This window comes from Marinobacterium jannaschii DSM 6295, assembly GCF_000620085.1.
Lineage (GTDB): Bacteria > Pseudomonadota > Gammaproteobacteria > Pseudomonadales > Balneatricaceae > Pontibacterium > Pontibacterium jannaschii.
This window is the reverse complement of record NZ_JHVJ01000034.1, coordinates 19,168-35,847: the sequence shown is the minus strand read 5'-3', so window position 1 is coordinate 35,847 and position 16,680 is coordinate 19,168. Positions and strand designations below refer to the sequence as shown.

Here is a 16,680-nt window from a genome sequence, read left to right as displayed (position 1 = left end):
CTTCCTGCTTCCTGCTTCCTGCTTCCTGCTTCCTGCTTCCTGCTTCCTGCTTCCTGCTTTTGACAGTATCGACTTCACCGAACCTGCATCTGCAACCATAACTGGCTGTAATAACCTTAAGGCTCACCTCGATCATATCCAGGATCAACTGGCTCCCGCAGAGCACAATGCCCCCTCACCTACCCCGAATAGTCGCCTGCAGCTATGCAGAAGGCGTTACTGCATTACCCACAAAGAAGTAACCTTTCTGGGAACAGGGGTAACAAAGCCCGCATCGAAGGCTCAGAAAAGAAGCCCATAAAAAACAAAATCAATATAAATCAAATAGTTAATAATCATGGCACAGTTCCCGCTTTATACAACCCACAACAACAAGGAAAACATGCTTAGAAGCGTGCACCATCAATAAAAATAAAAACAGGTAGCGTGTGGAAAAGTCTTCTGCCCGTAATAAAAATAAAAATGAGGCTTAAAAGCTGGTCGTGGAGTCATCCCGTAACTCCCTTCCTATAGCTGGCGGTTATACAACGCGATAACCTGCAGGCGATCAGCTTCCCATCCCTTCCCGCTCCCTAATACGCATTTCATTCGCTGATCAACTTTTGTTCACTGCACTTATACTAAAGAGTCAACAGTGATATGATTCGCGACTTCAATTTTCAGGGTGAATCCAGATTCAAATCCTATGGGAAAAAGCCTGTTCTCTACTATCGGTAACGGTATCCGTTCGATCTTTTCAGCCCGCGCTGAAAATGACTCTGACACTGATATTGTGGCAACTGCCAACAAGGCAGATGCAATGCTAACAACAAAGGAAGCACCGGGTTCCTCCTTACCCCGCCGTCGGATTATTCCTGAAGCGGAACATGGTATTAAGCGCCAGCGCCTTGATGACAATGCGCTTAAGGTTGTCTATCGCCTGGTCGATTCCGGTTACGAAGGCTATCTGGTAGGCGGCTGTATCCGCGACCTGCTTATGGGTAAACGCCCTAAGGATTTTGACGTCACTACCGACGCTGAGCCGGAACAGGCACATGAGTTGTTTCGTCGCTCACGCCTGATAGGCCGACGCTTCAAACTGTTACACGTCCGCTTTGGCCGCGAACTGATCGAGGTTGCCACCTTCCGCGCCGGCCATGACTCCAGCAGCGAGAATAATGACGGTGAGCTGGGACGACAGTCTGAGTCCGGACTGATCCTGCGTGACAACGTTTATGGCTCGATTGAGGAAGACGCACGACGCCGAGACTTCACAGTCAATGCCCTCTACTACTGCATCAAAGATCACAGTGTGCATGACTTCACTGGCGGCTATCAGGATATGCAGCAGCGTATCCTGCGTATGATCGGTGATCCGGACGCCCGCTATCGGGAAGATCCGGTGCGGATGCTGCGCGCCGCGCGTTTTGCCGCCAAACTGGAGTTTGACATCGAGCCGGCTACCGCAGCGCCGATTCGCGAACTGGCCCCTTTGCTGGGTCATATCGCAGCCGCTCGCCTGTTTGATGAAGTTCTTAAGCTGTTCCAGTCCGGACATGCCATGAACTCCTACACTCAGCTGCAGCGATATGATCTGTTCCGCCAGTTGTTTGGCCAGACTCAGGCCACCATCGAGCAGGCTCCGGAGCTTCCGGTAGAAGCACTGATTACGGCGGCTTTCCGCAATACCGACCGGCGTCTCAACCAGCGCAAGAGCGTAACCCCCTCATTCCTGTTCGCCGCACTGCTCTGGTACCCAACCCAGCGCCGCATGCAGCAGCTGATGGATGAACAGGGCATGCCTCCGGTGCCGGCCATGCATGAGGCAGCCAATGAAGTGATTGCCCGGCAGGTTAAGAGCACTGCGATTCCACGCCGCTTCTCCACCCCGATCCGTGAGATCTGGGAACTGCAGTTACGACTGCCACGTCGCCATGGCAAACGTGCCGAGCGTCTGATGGAGCACCCGCGTTTCCGTGCCGCCTATGACCTGCTGCTGTTGCGCGAACAGGCCGGAGAAGAGCTGAATGGACTGGGGCGCTGGTGGACTGACTACCAGAATGCCAATAGCGATCAGCGCAGCTCTCTGGACAACGAAAGCGGCAGTCAGGAAGGCGAGCGCCGGAAGCCACGCCGTCGCCGTCGCTACAACAATAAAGCCCGGACCGGTAACAATGAGTCCTGAGATCCTCTGTTACATCGGCCTGGGCAGCAACCTTGAAGATCCCCGCCAGCAGGTTACGACCGCACTGGCGGAGCTGGACCTGATACCTCAGACAACGCTGTTACAGGCCTCCAGCCTCTACCGCTCCGATCCGGTCGGTCCGCAGGACCAACCGGACTTCATCAATGCCGTAGCGCTGCTAAGGACCACCCTGGAAGCCCACCAGCTGTTGGATCAGCTACAGCAACTGGAACAGAGTCACCGCCGGGTTCGCAAACAGCACTGGGGCCCACGCACCCTCGATCTGGATCTGCTGCTGTATGGCGACGAGCATATCGCGACCGAGCGCCTCAGCGTCCCGCATCCATTTATGCAGGAGCGCAGCTTCGTGCTCTGGCCGCTTTCCGAGATCTCTCCCGGGCTGGTTTTGCCCGATGGCAGCCGCTTATCTGATCTATTAGTTGTAAACCCTCTGGGTACTCTGGAACGGATCTGTATATAATCCGCTCAATACTAATAACAACTAAGCTAATCCGGTCACATGAAAAACATTACCCTACACCATCTTTCCGCCCTTAAACGTCAGGGTGAGAAGTTTGCCGTGCTTACTGCATATGACGCCTGCCTGGCGAACCGCTGTAGCGATGCCGGGGTTGAAGTTCTGCTGGTCGGAGATTCCCTTGGCATGGTATTGCAAGGCAACGACAGCACACTCCCGGTCACCGTCGAAGAAATGGTCTACCACACCCGGGCCGTCGCCCGTGGCGCTAATGGCGCCATGGTCATGGCGGATATGCCATTTATGAGTTATGCCACCCTCGACGTGGCGATGGACAACGCTGCCCGCCTGATGCAGGCGGGCGCTCATATCCTCAAGCTCGAAGGCGGCGCCTGGCTGGCAGAAACAATCACCCTGCTAGCAGAGCGTGGCATTCCGGTATGCGCCCACCTTGGCCTGACGCCACAGGCGGTGAATAAACTGGGAGGCTACCGTATCCAGGGACGGGACGATGAATCCGCCCGGCAGATTCTGCAAGATGCCAAAGCCCTGCAGGATGCCGGTGCCAGCATGCTGTTGCTGGAATGTGTCCCGGCTAAACTGGCCGCCCAGCTGACAGCCGCCGTGGACATTCCTGTCGTCGGTATCGGGGCCGGTAGCCAGACTGATGCCCAGGTCCTGGTTATCCACGATATGCTGGGAATCAGCTCAGGCCGACAGCCTCGCTTTGTGAAGAACTTTATGGCCGGCGCTGGCTCCATTCAGGAAGCAATCAGCGCTTACGCCGGCGCCGTCAAGGACGGCAGCTTTCCGGCTGCCGAGCACGAATTCGAATGATTATGAAAACCATCCACTCTATTACCGAACTGCGCCAGCAACTGGACGCTGAGCGCGCTGCCGGAAAACGTGTTGCACTGGTCCCGACCATGGGGAACCTGCATGAAGGCCACCTGCGCCTGGTTGATCAGGCACGCGACAATGCCGACATTGTTGTCACCAGTATCTTCGTAAACCCGCTGCAGTTTGGCGAAAACGAAGACCTCGATGCCTACCCACGCACGCTGGCAAACGATGAAGCTAAACTTGCTTCCCGCGGCTGCCACTATGTGTTCGCGCCCAGCGATACCGAGATGTACCCGCAGGGCCGGGAGGGGCAATGCCAGGTCTACGTGCCAACGATATCCGCTATGCACTGCGGCGCCAGCAGGCCCGGGCATTTTCAGGGTGTCACCACGGTGGTCTGCAAGCTGTTCGGTATCGTTCAGCCGGATGTGGCGATCTTTGGCGAAAAAGATTTCCAGCAGTTGCTGGTCATTCGCAAGATGGCCGAGGACCTCTACCTTCCGGTAGAGATTCAGGGCGCTCCTATTGCACGGGATGATCGCCAGCTGGCTCTCAGCTCCCGTAATGGCTACCTCACAGCGGAAGAACTGGAGATCGCCCCGGCCCTGAATCGCGCTCTGCGGGAGGCACGAAGCGCCATCCTGCAGGGACGTCGTGACTACGACCAGCTCGCCGAGGATGCACAGCAGTCGCTGGAGCAAGCGGGGTTCAGTCGGGACTACTTCAATATAGTGCGCCGGAATGATCTTCAGAAAGCAACCGCAGCCGATGCAGAGATCGTGATTCTGGCCGCGGCCTACCTGGGTAAGGCCCGCCTGATCGATAACCAGGAAATCGACATTCCTGCAGCCTGAATTTGCAGCCCCGCCTTCCGGGCGGGGCCCGCTCCCGGCACCTGCCAAAACTCTCCTCACTCATTTCTCCCCGATACCACTACTACACAGCCCTTCTATTAGCACGTTAGAGCCGTTATGATCATTAAGCTGATTACTTACTGATCACTTCAATGCAGGGCTATCTGCCTTGACAAGATCCAGCTGCTTAGCGCAGACTCAAGAACTCAATTGCTGCACTGCACAATTGTCCTCATGTTAGCTAAGCCGGCCGGTCTTTCGAGCAAATGAAACATCAGAGTCATCTGGCTTAACTACCATCACTCTAAAAATAACCGTTTGTGTGAGAGAGGGATTTATATGCGTGACGTTGTTATTGTTGCCGCTGGCCGGACTGCCATCGGATCCTTTGGTGGTTCTCTGGCAAGTGTAAAAGCTTCAGATCTGGGCGCGACCGTTATCAAATCCCTGCTGGAAAAGGTCGACCTGAATCCGGCAGAAGTAGACGAAGTTATTCTGGGACAGGTACTGACAACAGGTACCGGCCAGAACCCGGCCCGTCAGGCGCTGATCAACGCGGGCATTCCTCAGGAAGTTCCGGCACTGACGATCAATAAAGTATGCGGCTCTGGCCTGAAGGCATTGCAGCTGGCAACACAGGCGATCCGCTGCGGCGACGCTGATGTGATCATTGCCGGTGGCCAGGAAAACATGAGCGCATCTCCTCATGTAGTCCCTAACTCCCGTAACGGCGCCCGTATGGGTGACTGGAAGATGGTCGATACGATGATTAAAGACGGCCTCTGGGACGCCTTTAACGATTATCATATGGGTATCACCACCGAGAATATCGTTGAAAAGTACGGCTTCTCTCGCGAAGAGCAGGACACTTTTGCCAGCGCTTCCCAGAACAAAGCCGAAGCGGCCGTTACTTCAGGTCGCTTCAAAGATGAGATCATCCCGGTTTCCATCCCGCAGCGTCGGGGTGACCCGGTTGTCTTCGATACCGATGAACAGCCTCGCTTCGGTTGCACTGCAGAAGCCCTGGCGAAACTGCGCCCGGCCTTTAAAAAGGACGGTTCCGTTACCGCCGGTAACGCTTCCACCATCAACGACGGCGCAGCGGCAGTGATTCTCTGCTCTGCTGAAAAAGCGGCTGAGCTGGGACTGCCGGTTCTGGCCCGCATCAAGTCTTACGCCTCTGCCGGTGTCGATCCTGCCATTATGGGCACAGGCCCGATCTGTGCGACCACCAAGGCGCTGGAAAAGGCGGGCTGGTCGATCAATGAGCTGGAACTGGTTGAAGCTAACGAAGCCTTTGCGGCTCAGGCCATGTCTGTGAATCAGGAACTGGGCTGGAACACCGACATCGTCAACGTCAACGGTGGCGCTATCGCCCTGGGCCATCCGATCGGCGCCTCCGGCTGCCGTGTTCTGGTATCTCTGGTACATGAGATGGTGAAACGTGATGCCAAGAAAGGCCTGGCAACACTCTGCATCGGTGGCGGTATGGGTACTGCGCTGGCGGTAGAACGCGACTGATAGTCCATCTTACGGGCATAAAAAACCGCAGTGTGTCTCACTGCGGTTTTTTTGTATCTGACGCTACTGTCATTGTCAGGCTGTGGCGATGGCTCCCTTCGCAACACCTTCAAAAGCACGTACCGTCACCTCATCGTCCGGGAATTCCTGCTTGATCTGTGCAGCCAGATGGCAGGCGATCAGCTCGACCGTCGTCTCGGTATCCATCAGGTAACAGTAGCGCTCCGGCAGACTGAGGCGGAAGTCCCCCTGCGGCGCCTGGTAACGGTAGTGATGCATGCCCTCTTCCCGGGCTATAAGGTGTGACTCGGTACCAATATAGATATCGCGGAAACGCTTTGCCCAGATATCTTCCAGTACCGAATCCCGCTCGCCATCGAGGAATATTTCAATCCGCGAGCGGTGACCGTGAGCGATGCGCTGACAGTTTCCATCATGCTGCTGCAAGCCGTGGCTGTAATGATAGAAAGCCCCGTCGATCGCTTCCGGCTTAAAACTGATCTTCAATCCTTCAACCTGTTGCGGAAACAGCTGCAGCAGTTGTTCATGACACCAGTCCGCCAGCGTTGCCTCTGTAATATCCGGAACCCCTACCAGGGCGATCGCCTGCTCAGGAGCATTGCAGCTCAGCGCCTGACCATCGGGATAAAGCCACTCCACTTCGGTATAACCGCCCGCCTGACGATAACTGAGTCTGGACATGCCGGTCGGTACCACCAGCGTGTGGTCGATATAGGTATCAAACCAGTCCTTGACCGCTTTTTTAACAATACCAAAATCACAAATCATTCCCTGATCGTTCAGTGAGCCATCCAGCTCCAGCTGTACTAACCAGGACTCACCGACCAGTCCCCGCTGCGGGTGCAGGTAGGAGAAATCAACATTTGTGAGGTTATCGACGAACAGTTTCACGTAGCTACCACCAAGGTTGTAATGACCGCGTATGTTACCCCATACAAGTAGGGCATTAACAGTACAGGGCGCCCTATACCCGACAAATTACCTCAGGTTTAAGTCTCGATCATGGGGCCTGGTTCCGGCAAGGCCCGGGCAGCCGAAAATCCTCCTGTTTCGCCGGAATAAGCCACAGCGGGCTGTTATAATGGCGCTTTTCTATCTCTGGTTCCGGTTGAAGATGCGCCTCGACAAATACCTATCCCAAAGCACCGGGTTTTCCCGTAAAGAAGTCAAAAAGATGCTGCACAAAGGCATGATCAGTGTCGACGGTGAAGTGACAAAAGATGCTTCACTGCATGTTGCAGCCGATGCCCATGTGCTGATGGAGGGCTATCCGGTTGAGCCTCCGGGTGACAAATACATCATGCTGTATAAGCCCGAAGGCTTTGTTTGCTCTAATGACGATGGCACCCACCCTACGGTCGTCAGCCTGATTGAGCTACCCCGCGCCGATGAACTGCATATCTGTGGCCGGCTGGATGTGGATACCACCGGACTGGTGCTGCTGACCAGCAACGGAAAATGGGCACACCGCATCACCTCGCCCAAGCACAAAACCGGCAAGGTCTATCGTGTCGAGACAGCAGACCCGATTCCCCAGGAAGCTATTGAGCAGTTCGAAACCGGGCTGATGCTGGCCAGTGAGCGCTTTCGCACCAAGCCCGCAAGACTTGAGATCCTCTCAGAACATGAAGCGCTGGTCACCCTGACCGAAGGTCGCTATCACCAGGTGAAGCGAATGTTTGCTGCGATAGGTAACCGTGTAGTCGGCTTACACCGGGAAAGTGTCGGCGCGATTGAGCTGGATGAAATGCTTGAGCCGGGAGAATACCGCTTCCTCAGCGACGCCGAGGTGGAGAGCGTACAATGAGCGACCGTGCGTTCCAGTTACTGCAGAGCACACTGCAAAGTGGCTGCAAAAGGGGACTCTGGATAGCGGATGAAAACCTGCTGAGCAGCCAGATTGCTGCAAACCCGGATTTCCATGCTATCAGCAATCGCTGGGACCTCCACCAGCATCTGCTGACGCAGGGCTGGCAGAGCGAGTACAGCGACTTTGATTTCAGCCAGATGACAGATTCCAGTCATGACCGGGTGGTTTATCGAGTCTCAAAAGAAAAACCGGTGGTGCATCACGTCATTAACGAGGCCTTTCGCATCCTGCAGCCCGGCGGCCAGCTCTGGCTGGCCGGTGACAAGGGGGAGGGTATCAAAACTTATTTCGATAAAACCCGGAAACTGTTCGGCGATGGCGATATCGAAAAAGCGGATAAAGACACCTGGCTGGGCATCTTCAATCGTACTGACAGTCAGGGTCCTCTGCTGGATACACAGCAGTATCCAAAGCTAAGGGAAACCGTTGCCGATGACAATTACCACTACTGGAGCAAGCCCGGGGTCTTTGGCTGGAATAAGGTCGATAAAGGCAGCGCTTACCTGATCGAACATCTGGACAGTTTTCTGATGATGATGCCCGACACGCCGAAAAACATCCTCGACCTAGGCTGTGGCTATGGCTACCTGTCGCTGAATGCCGCACACCTGAATGTCCCTGTTACTGCTACGGATAACAATGCCGCGGCTGTGGCGGCCTGCCAGCGCAACTTTGAACGTTATCCCGTCAATGGAAAAGTGATCGCCGCTGACTGCGCGGAAGAGATCCAGGAAAAATTCGATCTGATCCTGTGCAATCCACCGTTTCATGCCGGTTTCGGCGTTGAAGGTGACCTGACCGATCGCTTTCTTCAGTCTACCCGTCAGCATCTGAGCGCTAAAGGTACTGCATGCTTTGTCGTGAACCTGCATATTCCGCTGGAGCGCAAAGCCCTGAACTGGTTTCATCAGGTTGAACCGATCGCAGCCAACAGTAACTTTAAGCTGATTCGCCTGAGCCATCCAAAATAGCCCCGCACATCCCCGCAGACAGACGATAATGACTCCCCGGTAGCCGACTATCGGGGATGTTTTCGCAAAGCAGACACCGTTTATAAAAAATAAGAACTACGACTGATGTTTTTATAACCACTAATTGAATTACCATTCGTTTAGTTTATATACTAAAGTCCCATCAGGAGTAGTTTGCATGCCCGCCCAGTGCCCTCATTGTGGTTCCGGCTCTATGCAGCGCGTAAAGCGCCGCCTGGTAACCCGTCTGCTCTGGCCTACCTCAAAGAAATACACTTGCCGTGATTGCGGCAGCGAAAGTCTGCACAAACCTGATCAGAAAGCAGAACCACAACCCCGCTCCCGATAAAAGCTTGCCTTGCAACAGGAAGAAGTTAGGCTAGTAGGCTCAAGAGTCCCGACTTCAAATTGTAATCTGCAAGGAATCGCATGCCTCTGAATTATCTGCGCCAGAGCCTGTTCTTCTTTCGCCAGCACTTGTTGGCAATTATCAAGATCCAGCTACCTTTTCTGCTACTGATCAATCTGGCGACATTGTGGGTCGAATCCACCAGCGCGCCGGACTTACCTGCATCGGGCAACAGCCTGGCGGTATTGATGCTGCTGAACCTCACCCTACTTCCCGTCTATTGGGGAGCGACGATCTTTTACTTCGCTTCCGTGGTAGCAGATCAGCCCATCAGCGTCACGACGGCCCTGATACAGAGCCTGAGTCGCTGGCGCCCTCTGCTCCTGACCTATCTCAGTGTCGCACTGATCACCTTTGGCGGACTGATGCTGTTTATTATCCCGGGGATTTACCTCACCATTCGCCTCAGCTTTGCCGACTACATCTGCGTGTTACAGAAGCAACCGGCTATGGACGCCATCCGCCAAAGCTGAAAGGATACTGCCGATCACTTCCGGACGCTGATTATGGGGCTGGGGATTCTGTTTCTGACCCTGATGGGCACGGAATACCTGCTGGAGCAGCTACTTGAAGCGGCAGGATTACTCTCACCTCTGAGCAATATGCTGATCAATATTACGTTTGGCCTCTTAGCCTGCCTGTATAACATCTTCGGCTTCCGTATCTACTGCATCCAGCAGGCCAAAAGTATCTGACCCGGTCTCAGGCCTGGTTAAACCATTCGATTGATCACTCAGGCAGTGCATAGCTGCCTGTGCTTCCCTCGCCTCATTGGCTTTAAAATTTTGATCTATACTGAGCTTCAGTATGCGTAGAGACAGCCAGGCTGACTAGCTAAGAGCCAGGCTGCGCAGCCGCTTGAAAGCCCGCCCCAAAGCGGTCATTTCGAACCAAAGGAGTCAGGGAATGATATGGAATCTGCGATCCTGGTCCAGCCTTGCGCTGCTGGCGTCACTATATTGCCACGCCTCTATTGCCGATACTGCCGGCCACCCGCAAGGACACATCATTCTCAGCCTGACAGGCGCAGTACAACAAAGTAACCGCACAGATGGCGGTCTGCACTTCGACTTTGAGATGCTGGAGCAATTCCCCCAGCACAGCTTTGTCACCAATACGCCTTATACAAAGCACCCCCACGAGTACCGCGGCCCTCGGCTCCTGACAGTATTAGAACATGCCGGTATCGCTAATAAACAGCTCACCGCCACGGCGCTGAATAAGTACAGCGTGACTCTCAGCGGATCGGAGCTGAAGCAGGCAATTCTGGCGATTCGTCAGGACGGAAAGAAAATGCGCATTCGCAACAAAGGACCTATCTGGCTGATGTTTCCACTGGACACAGTCCCGGGACTGGATAAGCCCGACGTACATCAGCAGATGATCTGGCAACTACGCAGCATCTCTGCGCAGTAGGCTTATGACCCCGGGATATCGCTGGATCCTGAACCGGAAAATGCTGCTACTGATCGCAGCGATCATCCTGTTCACCCTCAGCGCTGCCTTCAGTCTGTATAGCCTGCAGAAAACCTCGAAGCTTGTTTCCCGTAGTCTGCCACTGACTATCTGGGCAGTCGGCCAGCTGGAAAGAGAGTATGCCGACTACTGGCTCAACCTTTCACTTTATAGTGCCGGTACTATTAATCGGGATGACCTGATTGTCTCGTACGAGATCCTCTGGAACCGGCTGGACATTGTCCTTTCTTCGGATGAAGCGATCGAGCTGCGCGAACTGAAAGATACCGAAGAGGTGATCCACAGTCTCTTTTCCGAACTCAAGGCAACCGAGGATATCCACTACAACCTGGCCGCCTATCAGGATCCCGCAGCCAGGAAATTAATGCAGCGGTTTAGCCACTATCAGCAACAGCTGCATAATATCGCGCTGGTTAACTTTATGGACCGCGATCAGTTATATGGACTGGACCTGGTCTCCGAGGCTTTCAGAACCTTCGGGCTCTATATGGCCGGCTTGTTTTTCAGCGGTTCGATTCTGGTATTCCTGCTGGTTCGTGAAGGCCGTCGCAGTCAGCATAACGCCCTCCACGACAGCCTGACGACCCTGCCAAACCGGGCCCACTTCGTGGCCCACCTCAACCGGGTCATTGCCTTAGCCAGAAGAGAAAACCGCTGTGCCGCGGTATTGCTTATCGACCTTAACGATTTCAAAGCGGTCAATGATACCCTTGGCCACAATGCCGGTGATCAGCTACTGCAGGGCATCGCAGACAGGCTCAATACGATCACCCGGGACAGTGACCTGACCGCAAGGCTGGGCGGCGACGAATTTGCGATTGTGCAGTATCCGGTCAATAACCGCGAAGAAGTAGCCGGCTTTGCCAGCCGCCTGTCAGCAACACTCGGCCAGGAGATGATGCTGAGTGATGGCCGCTGCACCCCCTCAGCGAGCATTGGCATCAGCCTTTACCCGGAACACAGTCAGCAAGCACAACAGCTGTTGATCAATGCCGATATGGCGATGTACCAGGCCAAACAGCAGAAGCTGGGCAGCTCCAACTTCTACGACGATGAATTACTATCAATTCAGCAACGCCGCAAGCAGTTGGGTCACGACCTACGCAGCCTGCTCAGCACAGGCCCGGAAAGTCAGCTCAGACTGGCCTATCAACCGGTTGTCGACCTGGCCAGCGAACAGATCGTTGCTACGGAGGCCCTGTTACGCTGGCAACATCCAGAACTGGGTGCGATTCCCCCTCAGGAAGCGATAGAGATTGCCGAACACTATGGGCTGGCAGACAATCTGGGTAAATGGATTCTCCACAGCGCCTGCCGGCAGCTCGCCGAGTGGCATCGTCACTGCGGTGATACGGATTTCAGAATATCGGTCAATATATCCCCCGGCATGTACCGTTGTGGCAATCTGGAAAGCGAGATCTCGAGCCTGCTCGCTGAGCACAATATCCCTGCTTCAAAGCTGATGCTTGAGGTCACCGAAGACACTACCATGCAAGACCTCGGTTACAGTTCACGGATATTGCAGAAACTGGGATCGCTGGGTATCCAGGTGGCCATGGATGACTTCGGTACCGGACACTCCTCGCTGTCACACCTCAGCCAGTTGCCGGTGAACGTACTCAAGATCGACCGCTCCTTTATCCTGGCCTGGAGCCTGCGCCAGGAGGACCTTTCGGTTCTAAGGGCTATCATTCAGCTCGGTAAGACACTGAACCTGGTCATCGTGGCCGAAGGAATCGAGACCGCTGAAGATAAGGAGCTGTTGCGTAAAGAGGGCTGTGAGCTGGGCCAGGGTTTCTACTTTTCCCGCCCGGTATCTGCCGAACAGATTACCGCTCTGCTGGAACAGCAAGCCGGCATACTCGAATCATAACGACGGCACTAAGCAGGATCGGACAGACACAAAAAAGCCCTCGTCAGAGGGCTTTTCAGTTACGGCGTCAGTGTTGCGGATCAGCTAACAGCATCGTCCGCTTCAAGATCGCGCATAGACAGTTTGATACGGCCACGCATATCAACGTCCAGTACCTTAACCTTAACGATATCATCCATGTTCACGTAGTCAGTGACTTTCTCAACACGCTTGTTAGCGATCTGAGAGATGTGAACCAGACCATCCTTACCCGGCAGGATGTTCACGAAAGCACCGAAATCTTCGATACGTACAACCTTACCTTCGTAAACCTGGCCCACTTCTGCTTCTGCAGTGATTGCAGTCACACGATCGATCGCCGCTTTAGCAGCTGCTTTGGTCTCGGCGTAGATACGGACTGTACCGTCATCTTCGATATCGATAGATGCGCCGGTCTCTTCGGTCAGTGCACGGATAGTCGCACCGCCCTTACCGATCAGGTCACGGATCTTCTCAGGGTTGATCTTCAGCTGAGTCATCGCCGGAGCGTTATCAGGCAGCTCAGGACGAGCGTAGCCGATGACTTTCGCCATCTCTTGCAGGATGTGCTTACGGGCATGCAGCGCCTGCTCCAGCGCAATCTCCATGATCTCTTCAGTGATACCGGTGATCTTGATATCCATCTGCAGTGCTGTAACGCCCTGCTCGGTACCGGCTACTTTAAAGTCCATGTCGCCCAAGTGGTCTTCATCACCCAGGATATCCGTCAGAACGGCGAAACGCTCACCTTCCTTAACCAGACCCATTGCGATACCGGCTACCGGCGCTTTCAGCGGTACACCGGCATCCATCATCGCCAGGGAAGCACCACAAACGGAAGCCATGGAGCTGGAACCGTTGGACTCAGTGATCTCAGATACGATACGGATGGTGTAAGGGAACTCTTCCTGTGTTGGCAGTACTGCAGCAACACCGCGGCGTGCCAGACGGCCATGACCGATCTCACGACGACCGGCACCCATCATACGGCCACACTCACCTACAGAGTAAGGAGGGAAGTTGTAGTGCAGCATGAACGGGTCTTTGCGCTCACCTTCGATCGCATCGATGATCTGAGCATCACGCGCCGTACCCAGCGTACAGGTAGCGATTGCCTGAGTTTCACCACGGGTGAACAGGGCAGAACCATGAGTACCAACCAGCTGATCAATCTCAACCTGGATCGGACGTACAGTCTTGTTGTCACGGCCGTCGATACGTGGCTGAGCATCCAGGATACGGATACGTACGGTGGATTTCTCGATAGAGCTGACGATCGCGGAGACTTCCTTAGCGCAAGCCTGGCCTTCTTCATCGCCAGACAGAGCTTCAACGGCTTTGGCACGCAGATCGTTCAGCGCGTTCTGACGCTGCATCTTGTCGGCGATCTGATAGGCTTCGGCGATACCTGCACCCACTTCAGCTTCAACCTTGGCGATCAGCTCAGCATCTTTCTCAGCAGCCTGCCATTCCCACTTATCTTTGCCAGCTTCAGCAGCCAGTTCATTAACAGCGTTAATGACAACCTGCATCTCCTGATGCGCAAACAGTACCGCACCCAGCATTTCGTCTTCGGTCAGCTCTTTTGCTTCAGACTCAACCATCAGCACAGCATCGGAGGTACCGGCGACAACCATGTCCAGCTCAGACGTCGCCAGCTGCTCGTAGCTAGGGTTCAGCACGTAACCCTGCTCTTCGGTAAAGCCGACACGTGCCGCACCGATAGGTCCCTGGAACGGGATACCGGAGATAGCCAGGGCAGCGGAGGTACCGATCATCGCAGCGATATCCGGATCGTTCTGCTTGTCCGCAGACATCACAGTACATACGACCTGAACTTCATTCATGTAACCTTTCGGAAACAGAGGACGGATCGGACGGTCGATCAGACGGGAGGTCAGTGTCTCTTTCTCAGATGGACGTGCTTCACGCTTGAAGAAACCACCCGGGATACGACCGACAGCGTAGTATTTCTCCTGGTAGTGCACGGACAGTGGGAAGAAGCCCTGACCTTCTTTGGCTTCTTTAGCGCCAACAACGGTACACAGCACCTGGTTGCCGCCCATGGTAACCAGTGCGGCACCGGTTGCCTGACGGGCAACCCGGCCTGTTTCGATGGTGACTTCCTGACCACCGAACTGGAAGGTTTTTGTAATTGCATTCAGCATAACAAAATTCCTGATTTCGAATTGATTAGATCCGGCTTCCAGTCAAAGGGTTTAGTAACCTCAGAGGTGATCATGCCATCTTGGGACCAGTACTCAGTTGTGCTCTTACTAAGAGACTTCTGACAAAACACAAGTGAGTACGGGCCGGATGATCTGCTCTCTGTATCTGGAAAGCCCGTTATACCTGAACTGCTTCAGGCAGATAAAACTGAGGCCATACAAGTATGGCCTCAGAGAAAGTCAGCTTAGCGACGCAGACCCAGACGCTTGATCAGGTCCAGGTAACGATCAGCATCTTTGCCTTTCAGGTAGTCCAGCAGCTTACGACGCTGGTTTACCATGCGGATCAGACCGCGGCGAGAATGATGGTCGTGTTTGTTCGCTTTGAAGTGACCCTGCAGGCCTTCAATGTTAGCGGTCAGCAGTGCAACCTGTACTTCCGGGGAACCAGTGTCGCCTTCGCCACGAGCAAAATCTTTAACAATCTCAGCTTTCTTTTCTGCAGACAGAGCCATTTCTCAATCTCCTTAACAATATGCACGCAGCTTTCGCTGCCGGATTAAAAGACGCGTTGAACCGGGCATATTTCCAGAACAACGTCGATGCAACGGATCAGCTCCGCTGCAAACTGTACAGATCAGCCAGCCGGCTGATCTGTAGTATTCATTAACCGCTTCGGTAACAGCCGGCGGTCCTCGGCGATTTCGCCGACACCGAGAAAACGGCCGCTGTTTTCCTCAAAGATCCGCACCAGAGGCTGCGGTTCCTGATCAGTCAGGGCTATTTTCTGGCCGTTGAGTACCCGCTTAGCCAATATTTCAGGCAACTCGATACTTGGCGTTTCGCCCAGTGCGGTCCAGGCTGGCAATAATAACTGATCAAGTCTGGCTTGTATGCTGTTTCTGTCAGCATCTTCACCCAGATCAGCCACAAGCTGCTCAAGTTGATCCAGCTCAATCATCATCGATGCTTTATAGGGACCGGAGTCCAGGCGATGCAACATCTGGACATGTGCACCACAGCCCAGTAGCAGGCCAAGATCCTCAACAATCGAACGGATATAAGTGCCCTTAGAACAGCGGATATCGAGATCGACTTCATCACCGCGAAAGGCGGTCATATGAATCTCGAATACCGTTACCTGCCTTGGCTTCACCTCGACTTCAATTCCCTTACGCGCCAGCTTATACAACGGCTGTCCGTTGAATTTAAGCGCGGAGAACATCGACGGCACCTGCTCGATCTCGCCGGTAAAGTGTTCGCGGATCAGGGCTTCAATGCGTTCGGCAGTCACCTCAGGTCCCACTTCAGCCTCAGCGACCACATCACCGTCCGCATCACTGGTATTGGTACGAATACCCAGTTTAGCGGTGGTCAGATAGCGCTTATCGGCATCCAGCAGAAACTGTGAGAACTTGGTAGCTTCACCAAAACAGAGAGGCAGCATGCCGGTGGCCAGAGGATCCAGCGCACCGGTATGACCCGCCTTGGCTGCACCGAAGAGGCGTTTAACCCTCTGCAGTGCACCATTGGAAGTGATACCGGATGGTTTATTCAGCAACAGAATGCCATCAACCATCCGGCCTTTAGCTCTACGACGACCAGCCACCGTTATTCCTCGTTTTCGTCAGATCCCGGCTTGTCATTTTCAAGCCGCACAGCCTTTTCGATCAAGCCATGAAGGTGACGTCCGCGCTCTACACTCTCATCGAAATGGAAGCGCAGGTGCGGCATCGAACGGATATTGCTCTGGCGAGAAAGTTCTGCACGCAGGAAACCTGCAGCATTGCGCAGGACTTTGAGGGAGGCTTTCACCGTCTCCTGCTCATCCTGTTCGCCCAGAGGCATAACGGTAACAAAGATGTCCGCATATCCCAGATCGCGACTGACGCGCACGTGACTTACCGTCACCATGCCCAGACGCGGATCCTTGATTTCGAACTGGATCAGCTGAGCCAGATCCCTTTGGATCTGGTCAGCTATACGTTGTGTACGACTAAATTCACGTGCCATG

The 16,680-nt window shown here is 54.3% G+C and carries 16 protein-coding genes; 11 read left to right on the top strand and 5 right to left on the bottom strand.

Annotated elements, in window-relative coordinates; translation table 11 throughout:
- The first annotated feature begins 685 nt into the window (after positions 1 to 685).
- The 5 genes from pcnB to Q354_RS0114980 all read left to right on the top strand — a co-directional run bounded on the left by pcnB (position 686) and on the right by Q354_RS0114980 (position 5,860).
- Positions 686 to 2,164 carry a polynucleotide adenylyltransferase PcnB gene (pcnB, locus tag Q354_RS25960; RefSeq protein WP_084332621.1) on the top strand — a complete coding sequence of 493 codons (1,479 nt, stop codon included), beginning with the start codon at positions 686 to 688 and terminating at the stop codon, positions 2,162 to 2,164.
- Positions 2,154 to 2,645 carry a 2-amino-4-hydroxy-6-hydroxymethyldihydropteridine diphosphokinase gene (folK, locus tag Q354_RS0114995; RefSeq protein ID WP_027858324.1) on the top strand — a complete coding sequence of 164 codons (492 nt, stop codon included), beginning with the start codon at positions 2,154 to 2,156 and terminating at the stop codon, positions 2,643 to 2,645. Before pcnB ends, folK begins: the two co-directional genes overlap by 11 nt.
- A 39-nt stretch (positions 2,646 to 2,684) precedes the next feature.
- Positions 2,685 to 3,479, top strand: a complete 795-nt coding sequence (gene panB / locus Q354_RS0114990; RefSeq protein ID WP_027858323.1) for a 3-methyl-2-oxobutanoate hydroxymethyltransferase — start codon at positions 2,685 to 2,687, stop codon at positions 3,477 to 3,479.
- Between the two features lie 2 nt (positions 3,480 to 3,481).
- Positions 3,482 to 4,339, top strand: a complete 858-nt coding sequence (gene panC, locus Q354_RS0114985) for a pantoate--beta-alanine ligase (RefSeq protein WP_027858322.1) — start codon at positions 3,482 to 3,484, stop codon at positions 4,337 to 4,339.
- A gap of 339 nt (positions 4,340 to 4,678) precedes the next feature.
- Positions 4,679 to 5,860: an acetyl-CoA C-acetyltransferase gene (locus tag Q354_RS0114980; RefSeq protein WP_027858321.1), complete on the top strand. Its 1,182-nt coding sequence runs from the start codon at positions 4,679 to 4,681 to the stop codon at positions 5,858 to 5,860.
- Between the two features lie 75 nt (positions 5,861 to 5,935).
- On the opposite strand, the gene Q354_RS0114975 is transcribed toward Q354_RS0114980, so the two are convergent.
- On the bottom strand, positions 5,936 to 6,772 hold the full coding sequence (locus tag Q354_RS0114975) for a 6-carboxytetrahydropterin synthase (RefSeq protein WP_027858320.1): 837 nt from the start codon (positions 6,770 to 6,772) through the stop codon (positions 5,936 to 5,938).
- 190 nt (positions 6,773 to 6,962) lie between these two features.
- On the opposite strand from Q354_RS0114975, the gene rsuA reads away from it, so the two are divergent.
- From rsuA to Q354_RS0114945, 6 genes are all read left to right on the top strand, one after another.
- On the top strand, positions 6,963 to 7,688 hold the full coding sequence (gene rsuA, locus Q354_RS0114970) for a 16S rRNA pseudouridine(516) synthase RsuA (RefSeq protein WP_322786149.1): 726 nt from the start codon (positions 6,963 to 6,965) through the stop codon (positions 7,686 to 7,688).
- Positions 7,685 to 8,722 (top strand): methyltransferase, encoded by a 1,038-nt coding sequence (locus tag Q354_RS0114965; protein ID WP_027858318.1) that lies wholly within the window; start codon positions 7,685 to 7,687, stop codon positions 8,720 to 8,722. The genes rsuA and Q354_RS0114965 overlap by 4 nt, the downstream gene beginning before the upstream one ends.
- 429 nt (positions 8,723 to 9,151) lie before the next feature.
- The gene (locus Q354_RS0114960; protein WP_027858317.1) at positions 9,152 to 9,604 is read left to right on the top strand and encodes a hypothetical protein; all 453 of its coding nucleotides are present in this window, start codon (positions 9,152 to 9,154) and stop codon (positions 9,602 to 9,604) included.
- A 33-nt stretch (positions 9,605 to 9,637) separates the two neighbouring features.
- On the top strand, positions 9,638 to 9,826 hold the full coding sequence (locus Q354_RS0114955) for a hypothetical protein (RefSeq protein WP_027858316.1): 189 nt from the start codon (positions 9,638 to 9,640) through the stop codon (positions 9,824 to 9,826).
- A 211-nt stretch (positions 9,827 to 10,037) separates the two neighbouring features.
- Positions 10,038 to 10,547, top strand: a complete 510-nt coding sequence (locus Q354_RS0114950; protein ID WP_051560176.1) for a hypothetical protein — start codon at positions 10,038 to 10,040, stop codon at positions 10,545 to 10,547.
- A gap of 40 nt (positions 10,548 to 10,587) precedes the next feature.
- A complete protein-coding gene (locus Q354_RS0114945) occupies positions 10,588 to 12,480 on the top strand; it encodes a putative bifunctional diguanylate cyclase/phosphodiesterase (RefSeq protein ID WP_169828896.1) in 1,893 nt (630 codons plus the stop codon).
- Between the two features lie 80 nt (positions 12,481 to 12,560).
- Here Q354_RS0114945 and pnp read toward each other — a convergent pair whose 3' ends face one another.
- The 4 genes from pnp to rbfA form a co-directional block, all read right to left on the bottom strand.
- Positions 12,561 to 14,666: a polyribonucleotide nucleotidyltransferase gene (gene pnp / locus Q354_RS0114940; protein ID WP_156948372.1), complete on the bottom strand. Its 2,106-nt coding sequence runs from the start codon at positions 14,664 to 14,666 to the stop codon at positions 12,561 to 12,563.
- 245 nt (positions 14,667 to 14,911) lie between these two features.
- On the bottom strand, positions 14,912 to 15,181 hold the full coding sequence (rpsO, locus tag Q354_RS0114935; RefSeq protein WP_027858312.1) for a 30S ribosomal protein S15: 270 nt from the start codon (positions 15,179 to 15,181) through the stop codon (positions 14,912 to 14,914).
- A 122-nt stretch (positions 15,182 to 15,303) separates the two neighbouring features.
- Entirely contained in the window at positions 15,304 to 16,245 is a 942-nt protein-coding gene (gene truB / locus Q354_RS0114930) for a tRNA pseudouridine(55) synthase TruB (RefSeq protein ID WP_027858311.1), read from the bottom strand.
- Positions 16,246 to 16,277: 32 nt separating this feature from the next.
- The gene (rbfA, locus tag Q354_RS0114925; protein ID WP_027858310.1) at positions 16,278 to 16,679 is read right to left on the bottom strand and encodes a 30S ribosome-binding factor RbfA; all 402 of its coding nucleotides are present in this window, start codon (positions 16,677 to 16,679) and stop codon (positions 16,278 to 16,280) included.
- Position 16,680: the final 1 nt, after the last annotated feature.